This window comes from Rhodoferax aquaticus (assembly GCF_006974105.1).
Lineage (GTDB): Bacteria > Pseudomonadota > Gammaproteobacteria > Burkholderiales > Burkholderiaceae_C > Allorhodoferax > Allorhodoferax aquaticus_A.
Genome location: NZ_CP036282.1, coordinates 476416 through 493903 on the forward strand (window position 1 = coordinate 476416; position 17488 = coordinate 493903).

The following is a 17488-nucleotide window of genomic DNA, read 5'->3' on the forward strand; positions in this document are numbered from 1 at the left end:
CGAATTCTTGTCGGTATGCAAAAACCATTTGGTTTTTGATGTTTTTCGTCCACTGTCGCCCATTGGGTGGGGGAATGGGCTAGTTTGGAAGACTGAACTCCTACAATGCCCTTCCCCCACAGGGCTATAACTACCGAGATTTCACGCCTATGTCCCGATTGAGCCGCACTGAAAGTCAAGCCCAGACCCGCACCGCGCTGATGGATGCGGCGCGAACTTTGTTTGTCCAATTGGGGGTCAATGCGGCTTCGGTGGATGTGATTGCGGAGCGCGCGGGCTATTCCAAAGGTGCGTTCTATTCCAACTTTGCGAGCAAGGAACGCATCCTCTCCGCGCTGCTGGCCGAGCACATGCGCAGCTATGTGTTGGGTCTGCGTGAATTGCTAGACGAAGCGGAATCCTTTGAGAACCTGTGGGAGCGATTGCGCGTTTACTACAGGTCCAAGGCTGCCGACCCGACTTTTGAAATCTTGTCGGTCGAGTTTCAGTTGCTCGCTGTACGCAACCCCGACGTGCGTGCCATTTACCTGGAACTTTGCCAAGAGCATGTGGCTGACTTGGCCGGCATCATGGAGCTCGCCTGTGCCCGCCTGAATCTACATTTGCTCATTCCGGCAGCCGACATTGTGGACGTGCTTGCTGCACTAGCCCAAGGCGTGGTGCTTCAGTCCCAGCTCGGTAGACCTGAGGGCGCCATGCCCATCGAAGACCTGATGCTGATTGTTTCGCGCCAACTGATTGGCTGCGAGCATTGGCCAACCTCCACCGCGAAGCCTTAACGCTTCGCGGTGCACTTAGGGCGTGATGTGCGCCAATGCGTCCACAGCTGCCTTGATCTCTTCAGGTTGCAAGGCCGCAAAGCCCAGCAACCAACCATCCACTTGCCCGGCCGTTTGGTACAGCGCACCCAGGCTGGGTGTCGCAATGCCGAGCGCGGCGGCTTGGCGCGTGAGCTGCACTTCGCGGCCCTTGGGCAGTGCCACACCCAACTGCAGTCCCCCGGCTGGGTTCAAGGCTTGGGCCCAGGGGAGTTTCTCCGCAAGGCAGTCCAGCAGCACATCTCTGCGGCTGCGGTAGAGCTGGCGCATCAAACGCAGGTGCGCACTGAAGTGGCCACGCAGCATGAACTCGGCCGTCACGGCTTGGGGTAATTGCGCCACATGGCCGTCATACACCGTGCGCGCCGTCACCAAGGGTGCGACCAAAGCGTGCGGTAGGACCGTATAGGCCAGCCGCAGGGATGGAAACAAGGCTTTGGAAAACGTGCCCACGTACACCACCCTGTCATGGCGGTCTAAGCCTTGCATGCTAGGGGTGGGGCGCTTGTCGTAGATGAACTCACTGTCGTAGTCGTCTTCCACAATCCACGCGCCCACGCGCTGGGCATAGTCCAGCAGTGCGTTGCGCCTTGCCAAGCTCAAGGTATGGCCGGTGGGGTACTGGTGCGAGGGGGTGAGGTAGATCAGGCGCGGCGTGGGTTGTTCAAAGTTGCACACCATGCCTTCGGAGTCCACGGGCATGGCCACGATGTTCGCGCCGGCTGACGCAAAGGCAGCACGGGCACCGCGGTAGCCCGGGTCTTCCATCCAGACCACATCGCCGGCGTCTATCAGCATATGCGCGATCAGCTGCAAGGCTTGTTGCGAGCTCGTGAGTACCAGCACCTGGTCGGCGCTGCAACGCACCGCGCGAGACTGGGCCAGGTAGTGCGCAATGGCCTCACGCAAAGCGGGCAGGCCCTGCGGGTCGCCGTAGCGCATCAAAGCGTCTGACCCTTGGCGTAACTGCTGGTTGGTGAGCTGGCGCCACAGTGCGTTGGGAAAAGCCCGCAAATCGGGGCTACCCGCGGCAAAGGCCTGCAGCCGCATGGGCTCTTGGCAGCCGCCGGTACCTACCGTGCGCTGGCCGCGTTGCGACAAGGCAACCTGCTCTGTCAAACCTGCGTTTGTCGTGGAAGACTGGTGTTGTTGACCGTTGCCAGACGCCAGGTCAATCGCGACGAAACTGCCTTGCCCTGTGCGCCGCACCAAATAGCCTTCCGCCTCCAGCTGTGTGTACGCAGCTTCTACGGTGACGCGAGAGACGGACAGGTCTTGCGCCAAAACCCGGCTGGCTGGCAGGCGCGCGCCCAATGGCAGGCTTCCCACCCGAATGGCCTGACGCACAGTGGCGCATACGCGCTCGCGTAGACCGCGTGCGGGGGACTGCGCATCGTGAAACATGGAAAGCCAAACATGGGCATCGGTCATACATTGGCCTTAAGTGAGGCTAGATATTGGTATTAACTATAAGGCCGCAAATACCTAGACTTGGTGCCATACCGTCAACGCCAACCCAAGAAAGGCCTGTGCCATGTCCCACACAAGTTCAGCAGTTCTCCAGTTTCCCCCCGCTACCGCGGAGCAAAGCCGTGACTACATGGCGGCCAAGCTGCGCTACCACGCCGACGCCTGGGACGTTGCCGAAGACCTGCGCAACCGCATTGCCGACATCGTGGTCATCGACACCCGCTCCGAGTCCCTCTATGCACAAGCGCATGTGCCCGGCGCGATCAACTTCCCGCACCGCTTGATGGATGCCCAAAGCACCGCCCACCTGGACCGCAGCAAGGTCTATGTGACCTACTGCGATGGCATTGGCTGCAACGGCTCCACCAAAGGTGCCTACAAGCTTGCCAACTTGGGCTTTACCGTCAAAGAAATGCTGGGCGGTTTGGACTTTTGGATGCGTGATGGACAACCCGTGGCACAGGGCAGCGCGCCCGGTGAATGGGCCGCCGACACGCCGGCTATTGAGTGCGCATGCTGAAGACCCACAGCGAGTTAGCGCAGCATGACCTAGTCGCAGCTTCAGTACGGGTGGCAAGGCCCCAAGACGCGGCGGCCTTGTCGGACTTGTGTGCCGAGCATGCGTTGTACGAGGGCATCGCATTTGCACCACAGGACCATGCGTTGCGCCTAAGTCATGCGCTGGCTGCAGAGCGCTTGCAGGCATGGTTGGCCCTACGTGGTGCTGAAGTCTTGGGGTATGCCAGCGTAACGCTGGACTTCTCCACGCTAGCAGCCAGCCCCTATGCGCACCTGGACTGCTTGTACTTGCGCGAGGCCGCACGCGGGCAAGGCTTGGGGCGCGCGTTGATGGCTGAAGTCAAGGCCTTTGCCGCAGCCCACCACTGCCGCCATCTGCAATGGCAAACCCCACCGTGGAATGTGCACGCCATGGGCTTTTACGAAAGCTTGGGGGCCACTGCGCTCGCCAAACACAGGTTTAGCCTGGCCGTCTGACCGCAGGCTTGGGCAAAAACTGCCCGTAGCCCGCATCAGATATGCGCAGGCCGCTATAAATTCCAAAGCGAATGGCGCAATAGCCATGCCGTTTGTAGCACTGCCTCCGCGCCGCTACCATGGTGCCCTACGGTGAGGTGTACGCAGCCTGTGACTTGAAATGCCAGCAGAACCCCTCAGCTAGAGACCCTCTCATTCCACACGAAGGCACACAAGGCACGCTATGGCGACTACTTTGAAAATTGATTTTGTATCGGACGTCTCATGCCCATGGTGCGCCATTGGCCTGACTGCGTTGGAGACCGCGCTGCAACGCGTGGGCAACGAGGTGCAGGCCGACTTGCACTTTCAGCCCTTTGAACTCAACCCCAAGATGGGGCCTGAGGGGCAAGACATCACCGAACACTTGACCGAAAAATACGGCTCCAGTCCCGCGCAGCAAGCCCAAATTCGCGAAACCATCCGCCAACGGGGCGCCGAGCTAGGCTTTGAATTTGGCCTGAACAAGCGCGACCGCATTTACAACACCTTTGACGCCCACCGTTTGCTGCATTGGGCCGAAGAACAGGGCACTGGCAAGCAACAGGCATTGAAAAAAGCCTTGTTGCAAGCCTACTTCACCGAAGGCGAAGATCCTTCAAATCATGAGGTCTTGGTGCGCACCGCCGTGGCTGTAGGGCTGGATGGTGCCAGGGCTGCCGAAATTCTGGCGGGTGACGCCTACACCGACGAAGTGCGCCAAGCGCAAGCCTTCTACCAACGTGCCGGTATCAACTCGGTGCCTGCCATCATCATCAACGACAAACACCTGATCTCGGGCGGCCAGCCGGTGGAGGTGTTTGAACAAGCCCTGCGCCAAATAGCCGCAGAAGCAGCTTGATGAGGGGCTGACTCAGACTTCTGTCTGAATGACGGTTCAAGTTGGGTGACCGTATTGCCGATAGTTGATTACCCTTGTCCCCTTTGCGCAGCCAAGGCTCCACAAAGGGGACAAGGGCATAAAGCGTTCTGATTTAGGACGCTGTCAACCAAAGGAATAAACCATGCGAGCTTCTCTATTAGCGGCCCTCTTGTTAGTGGGCGGACTTGCCCAGGCGCAGGTGGTTTCACTGGTGTCGGGGGATGACTACCTTCCGTATGCCGACCGCAAGCTGCCCGAAGGGGGCATGGCCACGGAGCTGGTGAAAAAAGCGTTCGCAGAAGTCAAAATGGACGTCAAGTTGGACTGGCAGCCTTGGGCTCGCGGCTATGACGAGACCAAGCAAGGCAACTTTGCGGGAACCTTTCCTTACTTCAAGTCGGCAGAGCGTGAGAAGGAGATGATTTACTCCGACATCATGATCAAACTGGTGGACCGGGTGTTTACCAAGGCGGGCGCGAAGAAGTTCACATTTGCCGATGCGGCAGGATTTGCCGGAAGCTCGATCTGTGTGCCCATTGGTTGGGCGCAACCTGCAACACTGGCGCCTCTGATCAAGAGTGGCCAAATCAAACTTCAGTCCCCTAAAGACATTTCCACCTGCGTCAAGTTGGTCGAAGCAGACCGCGTGGACTTCTTTGTGACGGAGGAGGCCAACGGCAAAGCCTCGATTGCTGCCGCTGGTGTCGCACCGGGCTCCGTGGTGTTGGCGGCGGCGCCACCCGTGTCAGAAAACGGGCTTTACTTCATCGCCTCCAGAAACGTGCCTGCCAGCAAAGACTTGGTCGCTGCCTTCAACAAAGGCTTAGACGCGCTGCGCAAAAACGGAACGTATGACAAGGTGGTCAAGGCGCATAGCAAATAGCCTCCGAAGGCCAACTTTGGGCTCCCACTATTTTGTGTGGCTAGCCCGCATGGAATAAGCGCAGTAAGCTATTTAAAGAATAGCGGGTTGCGCTGTGTGGATGCGGGCTGCAGCGGTGCCGTTTTCCCCTCAAAGGTAACGCTGCAAATAGCGCCCCGTGTGGCTGGCCGGGTTGGCGGCCAGCATTTCTGGTGTGCCTGCTCCAACCACCGTGCCACCGCCTGAGCCACCTTCGGGGCCCATGTCGATGAGCCAGTCAGCGGTTTTGATGACATCCAGGTTGTGCTCAATCACCACAATGGTGTTGCCCGCATCGCGCAGCTGGTGCAAGACCTTGAGCAGCAGGGCGATGTCGGCAAAGTGCAGGCCGGTGGTGGGCTCGTCCAAGATGTAGAGCGTGCGGCCGGTGTCGCGCTTGCTGAGCTCCAAGGCCAGCTTGACGCGTTGCGCCTCCCCCCCTGACAACGTAGTGGCCGCTTGCCCCAACCGGATGTAGCTCAGGCCCACATCCAGCAGGGTTTGCAGCTTGCGTGCAATGGTTGGCACGGCTTGGAAGAACTCGTAGGCGGCTTCCACCGTGAGGTCTAGCACCTGCGCAATGTTCTTGCCTTTGTAAAGCACCTCTAGCGTTTCACGGTTGTATCGCTGGCCAGCGCACACATCGCAGGGCACGTACACATCGGGCAAAAAGTGCATTTCTACCTTGACCATGCCGTCGCCTTGGCAGGCCTCGCAGCGGCCACCGGCCACGTTGAAGCTAAAGCGCCCGGGGCCGTAGCCGCGTTCACGGGCCGTGGGCACCTCGGCTAAGAGCTCGCGAATGGGGGTAAACAGCCCGGTGTAAGTAGCTGGGTTGGAGCGCGGCGTGCGGCCAATGGGCGACTGGTCGACGTTAATCACCTTGTCAAAGTACTGAATGCCCTCAATCGCCTCATGCGGGGCGGGCTCTTCATGGGCCCGGTAAAGCTGGCGGGCCACTGCGGTGTACAGCGTGTCGTTGACCAAGGTGGACTTACCGGAGCCCGACACGCCGGTGACACAGGTGAACAAGCCCACGGGAAACTCCACACTCACGCCTTTGAGGTTGTGGCCGCTAGCGCCCACCACGCGAATGGCTTGGAGCTCGCCTTGCGTGGCTTCGTGCGCGGCTTGGCGTTCGGCCCAGGCTTGCGCGGCCTTGCTGGGTGCGCCTTTGGCGGCGGCCTTTTTCTCAGGCGCTGCGGGCGCAAGCACGGGCAGCCACGGCGTGCGACGCGCGGGCACTGCGATCTTCAAGACCTGGGCCAAGTACTTGCCCGTGAGCGAGTCCGGGTTGTCACGCACTTGGGCAAACGTGCCTTGGGCGATCACGCGCCCTCCATGCACCCCAGCGCCCAGGCCCATGTCAATCACATGGTCGGCAGCGCGCATCATGTCTTCGTCATGCTCCACCACCAGCACGCTGTTGCCGATGTCGCGCAGGTGCTGCAGGGTGCCAATTAGGCGGTCGTTGTCCCGCTGGTGCAGGCCGATGCTGGGCTCGTCGAGCACGTACATCACGCCGGTGAGGCCCGAGCCGATCTGGCTGGCCAGGCGGATGCGCTGGCTCTCGCCGCCGCTTAAGGTTTCTGCGCTGCGGTCTAGGCTTAGGTAGTTCAGGCCCACGTCGTTCAAAAACTTGAGCCGCAGGCCAATCTCGCGAATCACCTTGGCGGCAATCTCGCCGCGCGAGCCGGTCATTTGCAAGGTGTTGAAGTAGGCGTAGCTGTCTTTCAGGGTGGCGTGGCTGATTTCAAAAATCGCGCGGGCTTGGTCGCCTTCCCCCACTTTGACATTGCGTGCCTCCGTGCGCAAGCGTGTGCCATGGCACTGGGGGCAGGCCTGGGTGCTGCGTAGTCGGGCAAGGTCTTCGCGCACCAGGGCTGAGTCCGTCTCGCGGTAGCGCCGCTGCATATTGGGGATGATGCCTTCGAAGGGGTGCTTTTTGCTGAGCTTCTTACCCTGCGATGCACCGGAGTCGACCACATAGCTGAACTTGATTTCCTCTTCGCCCGAGCCCTGCAAAATGGCTTGCTGCACGGTGGGGGGCAGGGTCTCGAACGGGGCCTCAATGTCAAACTTGTAATGTTTGGCCAAGCACTCCAGCATGGCAAAGTAGTAGCCATTGCGCCGGTCCCAGCCCTTGATGGCGCCGCTGGCCAAGCTCAGGCTGGGGAAGGCAACTACCCGGGCAGGGTCAAAAAATTCGTTGGAACCCAAGCCATCGCAGCTAGGGCAAGCGCCTACGGGGGAGTTGAATGAGAACAGCCGAGGTTCCAGCTCCGCAATCGAGTAGCTGCAGATGGGGCAAGCAAACTTGGCATTGAAAAGATGCTCTTTTGGCTGCTGTCGCGCATCCGTATTGCGTGAGCTGCTATTACTTTCGGAGCTAGGTGCATCCATCTCTAAGGCAATGGCCCGCCCATTGGCAATGCGCAAGGCGGCTTCAAAGCTTTCGGCCAGGCGTTGCTTCAAGTCGGGGCGGACCTTGATGCGGTCTACCACTACATCAATGTCGTGTTTCTCGGTCTTCTTGAGTTTTGGCAGTGCATCCGCTTCAAACGCTTCGCCGTTGATGCGAAAACGCACATAGCCCTGGGCCTGCATGTCGGCAAAGAGTTCCAAAAACTCGCCTTTCTTCTCCCGCGCCACAGGGGCCAAAATCATCAGCCGGGTGTCTTCGGGCAGTGCCAGCACCGCGTCCACCATTTGGCTCACGGTTTGGCTTTGCAGCGGCAACTGGTGGTCTGGGCAATAGGGCGTACCCGCGCGGGCAAACAGCAGGCGCAGGTAGTCATGGATTTCGGTGACCGTGCCCACGGTAGAGCGCGGGTTGTGGCTGGTGGCCTTTTGCTCGATGCTGATGGCGGGCGACAGGCCCTCAATCATGTCCACATCGGGCTTGTCCATGAGTTGCAGGAACTGGCGCGCATAGGTCGACAAGCTTTCCACATAGCGGCGTTGGCCTTCGGCGTATAAGGTGTCAAACGCCAAGCTGGATTTGCCCGAACCCGACAGACCGGTAATCACCACCAAGCGGTTGCGGGGGATGTCGAGGTCGATGTTTTTCAGGTTGTGGGTGCGCGCGCCACGCACACTGATATTTTGCTGCTGCAAGGCGTTTGCAAGATAGGTGCCGTCGGTAGAGGTCAAGGTGGTAGCCGGTTGAGGGAAACCCCCCATGATAGTGACACTGCACGACATTGGCTGTCCTACGTCAAAGTGCAAGCGCCTGAATCAAGGACAATCGGAGCTGTCACAAATTTTGTGCCGAGATTTATCGCCCTAGGCTATCCGTCGTGCATCAAACAACGTCTACTGTTCCTGGTATGGGTGTGCCGCTCACCGAGCATGGCAGTCCCAACACGTCCACCACCATGACGGCGCTGGAGCGTCGTTCCAGCGCGTCTTTGGCGCTCATTTTTGCCTTGCGCATGCTGGGCTTGTTCTTGGTGTTGCCAGTGTTTGCCTTGGAGGCGCATCGCTATCCGGGGGGTGACGACCCCGCCGCCATTGGCTTGGCCATGGGCATTTATGGGCTCACCCAGGGTTTACTGCAAATTCCCTTTGGCTTGGCCTCAGACCGTTTTGGCCGCAAGCCCGTCATAGTGTTTGGCTTGATCGTGTTTGCTGCCGGCAGCTGTTTGGCCGCCTTGGCGCCTAGCCTGCAATGGCTGGTGGCGGGGCGGGCTTTGCAGGGAGCAGGTGCCATTTCCGCCGCGGTGACCGCTTTGCTTGCCGACCAAACCCGTGACCTCGTGCGCACCAAAGCTATGGCTTTGGTGGGTAGCAGCATTGGCCTGATGTTTGCCTTGTCTTTGGTGCTGTCTCCGCTGTTGGCAAGCGCCGTGGGCCTGAACGGATTGTTTGCCTTGACAGCGGTGCTGGCGATGACGGGCATTGCGGTGGTGCTGTGGTGGGTACCTGCAGAGCCCGCGAAAATGGTAGATGCAGCGCGCGGCGGTTTGGCCCATGTGCTGCGCCAAGCGCCTTTGCTGCGGCTCAATTTTGGGGTGTTTGTTTTGCATGCAACCCAGCTAGCTATGTGGGTGGCCGTGCCTGCCATGCTGGTGGATGCAGGGCTGGCGAAGGCACACCATTGGTGGGTCTATTTGCCTGCCGTGCTGGGGTCGTTTGTGGTGATGGGTGCCACGCTCTTCCCTTTAGAAAAACGCGGCTATCTGCGTGCAGTGTTTCTGAGCGCGATTGGCGCCATCGCGGTGGTGCAACTGGGTTTGTTGTGGATGGCGCACCAAGGCACGAGCATTTGGGGGCTGGCTTTGGTGTTGTTTGTGTTTTTCTGCGGCTTCAATGTGCTGGAAGCCAGCCAACCTAGCTTGGCGTCGCGTTTAGCGCCGGTCCAGTCACGCGGTGCCGCCCTAGGGGTTTACAACACGCTGCAGTCCTTGGGATTTTTCACTGGCGGCGTGCTCGGGGGCTGGCTAATGAAGCACATGGGGGCACAAGGTTTGTTTGTCTCATGTGCGGTGGCCATGGGCGCGTGGATGCTGGTTGCATGGCCCATGCGGGCGCCAGCGCCAAAGGCTGGATAATCACCCCCAATAAATTGGAGAATTTCCCATGGCATCCGTGAATAAAGTTATCTTGGTCGGCAACTGTGGCCGCGACCCTGAGATCCGCTACCTGCCTTCTGGCCAAGCTGTTGCCAATGTGAGCGTTGCAACTTCTAGCCGCCGCAAAGACCGTAATTCTGGCGAAACCATTGAAGACACCCAATGGCACCGTGTGACCTTTTATGAGCGTCTGGCGGAAATTGCAGGCGAATACCTCAAAAAAGGCCGCCCTGTGTATGTGGAAGGCCGTTTGAAGTACGGCAAGTACACCGACCAGTCAGGTGTAGAGCGCAATACGGTGGACATTATTGCGACCGAATTGCAATTGCTAGGTGGCCGCGAAGGTATGGGTGCTCCTGGCGGTGATGGCGATGAAGGCGGGGCTCCTCAGCAACAAGCCCCACGCCGCATGGCCCCGCCACCTCCTCGCGCTGCCGCACCTATGGCGCAGGCTCCACGCCAAGCGCCGGCGCCGCGCACTGCCAGTGGTTTTGACGATATGGATGACGACATCCCGTTTTGAGCATTGATGGGTGATTCATGCCCCGCGGATCGGGGGCAATGACAAAGGGCACATGGCGTAATGCGATGTGCCCTTTCCTTTGTGGCTCGCTAATGTCGCTATGTCCCAGCGAGCCCATGCAGTGCTTTGTTTGCTACTGGGTGAACGTGGCCTGGTATGAGTAATTGCCAGGGTTGAGCGAGTCGAATACGACGGAAGCCCTGTATTCGTCGATCCGAGAGACTTTAGGTAAGGGCAGTCCAATTTTGGTTGAACCGATGGTAGGGAGTAAGCCTTTTTGGGGGAGCATGATGACCAAGCTCCCGCCTTTGACGGGCTGTTGACCGGTCACGGTGATGTTGAACTCCAAGCGCTTGCTGCTGTTCTTGGAGGAGAGCTTGAAGCGGTCTCGTTCGCGCCACCAGTCCGTCACCTGGCCAGCCGAGGCAAACCACAACTGCGTCTTCCTTTGTTTGAGGTTGACGAGCAGACTGGGCATTGCCTTGGTCAACGCACTGTCTGGTCCAAAGTTTTGACTATGAATGCTGAGTAGCCCTAAAGAACCTGTATCTGCAGCCAAATTGGCATCGTCTACTAAGACCTTGGCAATCTGCTCGCTGCTGAGCTTCTCCCCATAGAGGTTAATGTCATCCCGCTGGGTGCGCGGGAGCACCACCAAACGGTCTTCGGGCTCAATATCTGGCATTTCCGCGAAAATGGGCAGGCGCGCTTCGGTGCGGTTGGGATCTGCTGTGTGGTGTCGGAACCCGTTTTTTTGCAGCAGGCGCTCGGTCGTCGCGTCGTACGCTTCGGTAGGCGCTCTGAAACCTGTCATGGTTTTTGCATTGGGAACTATAGGGGCGATGTCTGCCCGCATGTTACGTATGCGGTCCTCTTGTACATTTTCGGTTTGGTTCTTGAAGCCTGTGTGGGTGTCACCGTGAAACCCCAGTTCGAACTCTTTGGACAGGCGACTCACGATGTCAGGAAATGCTTTTCCTACCGAGGTTAGGATGTAAAACGTACTCGGGTAGTCCAGCGACTTCATCATGGCGGCAAAAGGGACCGCGTTTTCAAAACCTTGCTCCGTGTCCATGGCGATGATTTGGGCAGATTGTTTGCCATTGGGCCAAGCGGACCGTACGATAGTGGGCTGCCGTTGTAGCCATTTGAGCGTGTCGTCGATCAGTGCGTAGGTTTCTTGAGGGTGAGATTCCCATGTGGACTCAGCAAAGGCAAACACCGCGGTGCGTCCTTGTGTGGGGTCTTGCTCTGCGTACAAAACAGCGCCTTCATCTCGCAGCCCGTCATCCGTGATCCGAGCCCAGTTCATGAAGCGGCCAGCGACCATATCGCCTTTGAAACGGAGCAAGGCCTCCGAGGTCTTGCTCATCAAGATACGCTGGCCTGCAGGAAGGGTGTGCGACACGGGGGATTCGCCATTCATGATGAGATGGTTGATGCCGCTATCGGGTGCGATTTCTCCGGTTGCCTTTGCGCCCAGCGATTCCATAAATGCCCAACCTTCCCATTCTCCTCGGCTATTGCGTGTGCCTGTCGCCCAAGTGGCCAAAACAGCCCCCCCGCGTAAGCGAAATGCCGCGATCTCCGCGCGTTCATCAGGCCCCAATGACAATGCTGAAGGAAGAATGAGGACCCCTTCTTTTTGCTTGCGCAGTTGGGCTGCGTCGCTCACCTCTTTGAAGTCGACTTTATGGGCAGCAAAGTAGTTGCGCCATGGCACCACCAGTACTTCGTACTTGCCACCTATTCCATCGAAATAGGTCTTGGTATTGGGCGAGGTGTACAGCACCACGGTGTCGCTGCTGCTTGCAATATACGAAAGTGCGCCTTGGATACCAAAGCTAGGCGTGCGCCAGCCCATGATCTGCATGACGGTGAGATAGATCAACGCGGGCAAGCCAAACCCCAGCACGATGTACACGTGCAAGTAGGGACCAAAGCGCTTAAAAAAAGGACGCGGTCTGCGGTTGTCTACGAAATTTGGCGCGTCTATTCCATCAGCCGTGGCGGACCTAGGTTTCATGGCTGCTCAGGGGGAGTGGGTGGGACTGCTTGCGGTACGTAGCGATTGAGGAAAACGGGCTCCTTCTTACCCGTGTCATCGAGGGTGTCGTCGGCTTTCTTCTTGTTGGGCTTACGTTTGTCACGCAGTTTGAAGGCGTAGTAGGCGCCTACCCCAATGACCATCGTGCCGATGGTCGTTACCAAGATAACGGTTGCTAGTATTGATACAAGATCCATGTCAGAGTTTTCCTTCTCGCTCGAGTTTTCCCCAGGTCATGGCTTTGCCGCGCCATTCCTCGATCGTGGCAAAAACTTTTGAAACGTCAATAATGTTGATGTAAAAAAGTCTAAACATAACGGCATAAAAGATCAGTTCGGGCTCTTCTTCCTCAATCACCACGCAATAGGCTGCCGCTACGACATCCAGTACCGTCAGCTGCAGCCACCAATAAAACAGCAGGGTTGCCAATCCGTACTGAATACCCACGTAAGCAAAGAAAAGGTTGCCTAGCATGGTTGAGAAAGGCCACATGATCCCTTCGAAAAGCATGAACCACAGGATAAAGCAGTTAATTCCGGCTTTGCGGGGTTGCCAAAGTGCGTGGCTGTGCTTGCTAGTGGCTTGCAAAATACCGCGGGTCCAACGGTAACGTTGTTTCAGCAAGTCCAGCAGGCGGCTAGGCGTCTCCACCCAGGCTATAGCGCTGGGTTCATAGGCGATGTGCCAGCCATGCATCAGCATTTTGAGGGTGAGGTCACAGTCTTCGGCAAACGTGTCATGGTCGTAGCCGCCTACTTGCTGCAACACCGACTTGCGAAACATCCCCAGCGGCCCCGGAATGATGTTGACGATGCGCAGAAAGCTCTGCGCCTTGCGGGCCATGGCCAAACCTTCCACATACTCAAGCGCTTGGATATTGGTGAGCATGTTCTCGCGGTTAATCACTTTCACGTTGCCTGCTACAGCACCAATTTTGGGGTTGTCAAAGTGCCGAATGCACACCCGCAAGGTGTTGCGCGATAGCTTGGAGTCGCCGTCCATGTTGAGAATGAATTCGCCGCGTGCAGCAGTCATTCCAGTGTTGAGTGCTTCTGCTTTTCCGCCGTTTCGCTTGGTAATGACGCGAACGGGAATGTCATTCTGTTCTCGGGCTACCTCAAGCGCTTTTTCATACGTGTCGTCCGTAGATCCATCGTCCACCACCACAATTTCGAAATTGGGATAGTCCAGTTCCAGCAAGGAGCGGATGGCTGCCTGAATGACGATACCTTCGTTGTAAGCGGGCACCACCAGAGTAACCATGGGCAGTGAACTGTCTTCACGCGGCAAGGCCACGGGTGCTGTGCGCCGTTCAAACAAGGTTTCCAAATGGTCCATGAACGAATAGAAGATCATGATTCCGTATCGGATCACCAGAAGCACCAGGAACGCCAGCAGGTAAAACGTGACGGCAGACAGCACGTAACTCTCTAGCAGGACCGCAAACGACCCTTTCGCCTCCGTGACGGATTGGTAGCTATACCCCAGCACAGCTACAACTGCGAGTACTGCCAGGGCAGCCCACAGGTAGCGAGAGATTTGTTTGCTTACCAAAGTTTCTCCACGGTCACATTGGCACTTTGTGAGCGGTAGGTGGCACTATCTCGCCAGCTCGACATCGCCCACAGGTTCATGCTGAGTGCAATGTCCGATGTGATCCAGCGTTTTCCGCCTGCAGACGCCGCCCAACCCGAACCTGCGTCGCCGTAAATTGGCATGGAGAGTTGGGCTGAGGCATACAGACTCCAATCCGCCACGCCCCATTCACCGAGCAAACCTCCGTAAAGTGTTCCTGAGCCATTGATGGGGGACCAGTAATTGCTGGTATTGAACGTTGCAGTTCTGTTTTCTGCGCCAATAAACGGTTTGACGTTGTTTCCTACAGGTCGCCATGAGGAGTTGAGTTGCACATTGGCAGTCCAAATCCGGTTGGAGTCTGAGATAGAGTACAGATCAACCCTCGCTGAAACATCGCCGAATGGGTAGTTTCTGCGAGAGCCAGCACCAATGCGCGATGCCCCCAAGTTGGCAGCCAAACCATCGGGGTTGACGGTGGTTTTGCTCCAGTTGATGTAGCCGAAATCTAGTGTTTCTTGGGCATCGTTGAAGCTTAAGCGCACACCACCATACAGCGAGCGGTCGGCCTTGGTAGGCATGCTGATTTCAAAGCTGGGCTTTAGCTCAAGGCCCAAAGCTTGGTAGCGAAAGGTTACATCGCGTTGGTCTGTTTGGTTCTCGTCTTTCCAGTTGCGAACGCCACTGGTCTCAACTTCCATGACATTCATGGTGCTTTCATCACGCCACCGATGGTTGAGGGTGGCGACTCGGCTTTCGATGACGGATGAGTCCTTAGTTCCGCCGAAAGTGAGTGATGTCTTGGGCCGCAATTCACGTTCGGCTTGGGCTAAGCCGACTATCGCGTCGGTACTGTTGGGTTCGGTGGCAAGTACCGCACGAAACATGGGAGCCGCTTTTTCGGGGTTGCCCCGCCAGTTTTCTATGTTGGCCAAACCAATATTGGCCGCATTGGCAAGTTCGCCTTTGGTAAGCTTTTCATAGGCAGGTATGGCTTGTTTTAGCTGTCCTGTCCATGCCAAACTGTTGGCGATGATGAGTTGTAGCGCATCGTCTGCTTTTTCGTTTTTTAGCAGTTCCACCCCGACTTGGCTCGCGGCTTTGTAGTTGCCCGCGTTGCTGAGGTCTACGACCCGCTGTTGTGTGGCGCTGCGTTTGGGGCCGCTGGGTTCCTCGGCGCTTTGTACTTCGACTGCGGTGTTTCCTGGAGGTGGAACGTATTTGAATGGTGCAATTTGTAAAGCACTTCCGACCGGGGTAGTAACGCTTTGGCGGTTCAGCAAGGAACTTGGCAAAGTATCTCCACCCTGCGCGAAACCAGTCAACGGTAGGCAAACGAGGCCAAGTGCACACGCAATTTCACGTTGGGTGTAGCGGTGGTGCTTGTGTGTTGGATGCCCCTGCAGGTGATAAATTTTGGACATAGGTCGTTGCGGAAGTTGCTGTCATTGGCAGAAAAGCCAATGGATTAGATGAATGGAGGCAGGATGGTGATAGGTCTAAGTGACCCTTGCAGCAATTGTTGCATGGACATTGGTTGCAAGTTTCAGTGGCGGATGTTGACACCCAGGAAGCTAGTACCCTCTGTCGCTTCGCTGCCGTGGGGACTCTGGGGTCTCGCGATTGAACTGCGCTTGGCCCGAGGTGCAGAATGTCGGCCGAACGAAGTTGCCTGCCCAAGTGTGTCTGGCTTGGCATTTGTGGAGGTGGCTTCCTCCCTTGTCCACTCGCCATCTGTCAAAACATGGGGCGACTCCGGGGGGATGTAACGAAGGTCAGAGACGTCGGACCGGGGACTTGTTGGTGCGGGCGCTGTTGTCGCCGACACACCATTGCCCATAGGGGCTGTCGAGAGTTTGTCCAAGTACACGTGCGAAGGTGTGGGTTGCTGTACGTTTGGCACCGATGAGCCTGTAGCAGGTAATGCGGCAACCCAAGTGCGAGAAATCTCGGTGTAGTCCGGAACTGAACCCAGTGCAGCGCTGCGCGTCATAGCTGCCAGTTCAGTGTTGATTTCATCGCGATGCACCAAAAATTTGACGTCTGCGAATACGGTATCTATTGCGCCATGTACGATGCGCTCCACCGTCGCCAGTAACACGGATTGCGGGCAAGCATTCAAGAAAATGAAGCATTCAGATTCACTAGCCGTTGATAAGTCACCTGGTCTTGACAGGGCGATATTCCCCAACAGGTCTTCCATTGGTGTATCGGGTAGAGGGGTGCCAATAATCAAGGCACAGGGAATATCTAGCGTGGCGGAACGTTTGAAAATAGTTTCAACCTCGCGCACAAAATGGGTGGGCATCAAATACCCTCGAAGCATCGTCGGCACCACACTCGCAAGGGCTGCCTCAAAGTTAATGTCTACGTTTCGGTTGAAGACTTGGCCTCGAATGGATTCAAGTAGCAAAGTTAGGCGCGATGTCGGTACATCGCGGTGAATGACCAGATTCACGCCTAGACGTAGGAGCAGAGCTTCATTCTGATAGCGCAAAGATGCTCCTTTCTCTTGGACAACAAGGAGGGCTTTGCGACCTAGGGTAAGGCGGAGGGTGTGAATGGCCTCCGCAAGTTGGCGTAGATTGGTGTCATGCTGAAAGCTCAAAATGCATGTGGCGGTGGGCAGGTTCCTGCTGGCATGCATCATGCCGATTAGCGTGTCTGCGTATTGCCATCCGCCCGGTGTGAGTTTTGCCAATGATCCCAAATCGGGATCCATGTAAAAAACCCGGGCACTCGCCGTGTCCGGTGCGTCAGTGCGGCTGCTTGGTTCTGACTCCGATACAAGTTCGAGCGGCGTTGATTTTGTGCTGGCTTGGTACAAACCCAGCTCATCAGTGAGCAAAATATAGTGCCTAGCAGCAATAGCACCTTCCGGAGACTGCCAATAGTCAAAGGTTAACTCCAATCCATCTTTGTCACCCCCTAAACGGGCAATGCCAGACAAGTTGTCCATGATGGCGTTGATGGTTCCCGCGTTAGCCTCTGTAACCCTAGAGAAAACCAATAGCGCGGTAATTCGCCTTTGTGCAAACCACTTCCCAAGAACGCTAATTTGCTCCAACGCCAAAGAAATGTCGTGCAGGCTGAGCAACTCATCGGCTTGGTCAAATATGAGGTAGCTATTCTCGGGAATTCCGAACTCTTCCATCTCCTCTGCAAAAGCGTCGGCCCCAAAGCGGAACATGGCTTTTGAGAATTCGTTTTGCATGACAAAAAGCTGAAGGCTCTTATTCGCGATCAAAGTCACGGCGTCCAAAGGCACAAAGGAATCAATGCGCTGGATAAACTGCTCTGGGTTGGCGGGCACTATCACGGTGCACGGCAAGCCTTGCTCAAGGGCGCTGGAAAGACTGGCTGCGAGTAAAGGAAAGCGCGCCGATGGGGTCTCTGCTACAAGCACATAGGCTCCGCCAATCGTCATGCTGTCGGTGAGATTTGGCAGGCCGCTAACGCCAACGCGGACAACGGGAATATTCGGCGCAGCGGGGTCGGTCATAATGGTATAGCCAAGTAAATTTGCAAATTGTTACAATTTATTTTAATCACATTTAACCTGCTTTGGTCGGATTATGCAGTTTGCTATATTGCGTCTTCAAGAACGATGTCACAAAACTGCGGGTTCCTTTTACATGTTTTGTAGCTTAAGTTCATTAACGGCCCAAGGCATGCGGGTCACA

Annotated in this window: 14 protein-coding genes; 7 read left to right on the forward strand and 7 right to left on the reverse strand. The window is 56.9% G+C overall.

What is annotated here, in order from left to right; all coding sequences use genetic code 11:
• Positions 1-149: 149 nt before the first annotated feature.
• Positions 150-779: a TetR/AcrR family transcriptional regulator gene (locus EXZ61_RS02215; RefSeq protein ID WP_142808598.1), complete on the forward strand. Its 630-nt coding sequence runs from the start codon at positions 150-152 to the stop codon at positions 777-779.
• Positions 780-794: 15 nt separating this feature from the next.
• On the opposite strand, the gene pdxR is transcribed toward EXZ61_RS02215, so the two are convergent.
• Complete coding sequence (gene pdxR, locus EXZ61_RS02220) at positions 795-2249, reverse strand: MocR-like pyridoxine biosynthesis transcription factor PdxR (RefSeq protein ID WP_142808600.1); 1455 nt, start codon at positions 2247-2249, stop codon at positions 795-797.
• A 103-nt stretch (positions 2250-2352) separates the two neighbouring features.
• Between pdxR and EXZ61_RS02225 the strand changes: the two genes are divergently transcribed.
• The 4 genes from EXZ61_RS02225 (at position 2353) to EXZ61_RS02240 (ending at position 5068) form a co-directional block, all read left to right on the forward strand.
• Positions 2353-2808: a rhodanese-like domain-containing protein gene (locus EXZ61_RS02225; protein WP_142808602.1), complete on the forward strand. Its 456-nt coding sequence runs from the start codon at positions 2353-2355 to the stop codon at positions 2806-2808.
• A complete protein-coding gene (locus EXZ61_RS02230) occupies positions 2802-3284 on the forward strand; it encodes a GNAT family N-acetyltransferase (RefSeq protein ID WP_142808604.1) in 483 nt (160 codons plus the stop codon). Before EXZ61_RS02225 ends, EXZ61_RS02230 begins: the two co-directional genes overlap by 7 nt.
• A gap of 223 nt (positions 3285-3507) precedes the next feature.
• Positions 3508-4164 (forward strand): DsbA family oxidoreductase, encoded by a 657-nt coding sequence (locus tag EXZ61_RS02235; protein ID WP_142808606.1) that lies wholly within the window; start codon positions 3508-3510, stop codon positions 4162-4164.
• A gap of 163 nt (positions 4165-4327) precedes the next feature.
• Positions 4328-5068: a substrate-binding periplasmic protein gene (locus EXZ61_RS02240; protein ID WP_142808608.1), complete on the forward strand. Its 741-nt coding sequence runs from the start codon at positions 4328-4330 to the stop codon at positions 5066-5068.
• A 129-nt stretch (positions 5069-5197) separates the two neighbouring features.
• Here EXZ61_RS02240 and uvrA read toward each other — a convergent pair whose 3' ends face one another.
• On the reverse strand, positions 5198-8239 hold the full coding sequence (gene uvrA, locus EXZ61_RS02245; protein WP_425353602.1) for an excinuclease ABC subunit UvrA: 3042 nt from the start codon (positions 8237-8239) through the stop codon (positions 5198-5200).
• Between the two features lie 224 nt (positions 8240-8463).
• Here uvrA and EXZ61_RS02250 point away from each other — a divergent pair, with 224 nt between their 5' ends.
• Together EXZ61_RS02250 and ssb are read left to right on the forward strand one after the other, a co-directional pair.
• Positions 8464-9639: an MFS transporter gene (locus EXZ61_RS02250; RefSeq protein WP_142814067.1), complete on the forward strand. Its 1176-nt coding sequence runs from the start codon at positions 8464-8466 to the stop codon at positions 9637-9639.
• Positions 9640-9667: 28 nt separating this feature from the next.
• The gene (ssb, locus tag EXZ61_RS02255) at positions 9668-10183 is read left to right on the forward strand and encodes a single-stranded DNA-binding protein (RefSeq protein ID WP_142808612.1); all 516 of its coding nucleotides are present in this window, start codon (positions 9668-9670) and stop codon (positions 10181-10183) included.
• A 133-nt stretch (positions 10184-10316) separates the two neighbouring features.
• On the opposite strand, the gene EXZ61_RS02260 is transcribed toward ssb, so the two are convergent.
• From EXZ61_RS02260 to EXZ61_RS02280, 5 genes are all read right to left on the reverse strand, one after another.
• Entirely contained in the window at positions 10317-12209 is a 1893-nt protein-coding gene (locus tag EXZ61_RS02260; protein ID WP_142808614.1) for a polysaccharide deacetylase family protein, read from the reverse strand.
• Entirely contained in the window at positions 12206-12427 is a 222-nt protein-coding gene (locus EXZ61_RS02265) for a hypothetical protein (protein ID WP_142808616.1), read from the reverse strand. The genes EXZ61_RS02260 and EXZ61_RS02265 overlap by 4 nt, the downstream gene beginning before the upstream one ends.
• A gap of 1 nt (position 12428) precedes the next feature.
• Positions 12429-13784 (reverse strand): glycosyltransferase family 2 protein, encoded by a 1356-nt coding sequence (locus EXZ61_RS02270; RefSeq protein WP_142808618.1) that lies wholly within the window; start codon positions 13782-13784, stop codon positions 12429-12431.
• The gene (locus EXZ61_RS02275) at positions 13778-15100 is read right to left on the reverse strand and encodes a tetratricopeptide repeat protein (protein ID WP_142808620.1); all 1323 of its coding nucleotides are present in this window, start codon (positions 15098-15100) and stop codon (positions 13778-13780) included. The genes EXZ61_RS02270 and EXZ61_RS02275 overlap by 7 nt, the downstream gene beginning before the upstream one ends.
• Before the next feature lie 251 nt (positions 15101-15351).
• On the reverse strand, positions 15352-17307 hold the full coding sequence (locus tag EXZ61_RS02280; protein WP_142808622.1) for a BcsE family c-di-GMP-binding protein: 1956 nt from the start codon (positions 17305-17307) through the stop codon (positions 15352-15354).
• Positions 17308-17488: the final 181 nt, after the last annotated feature.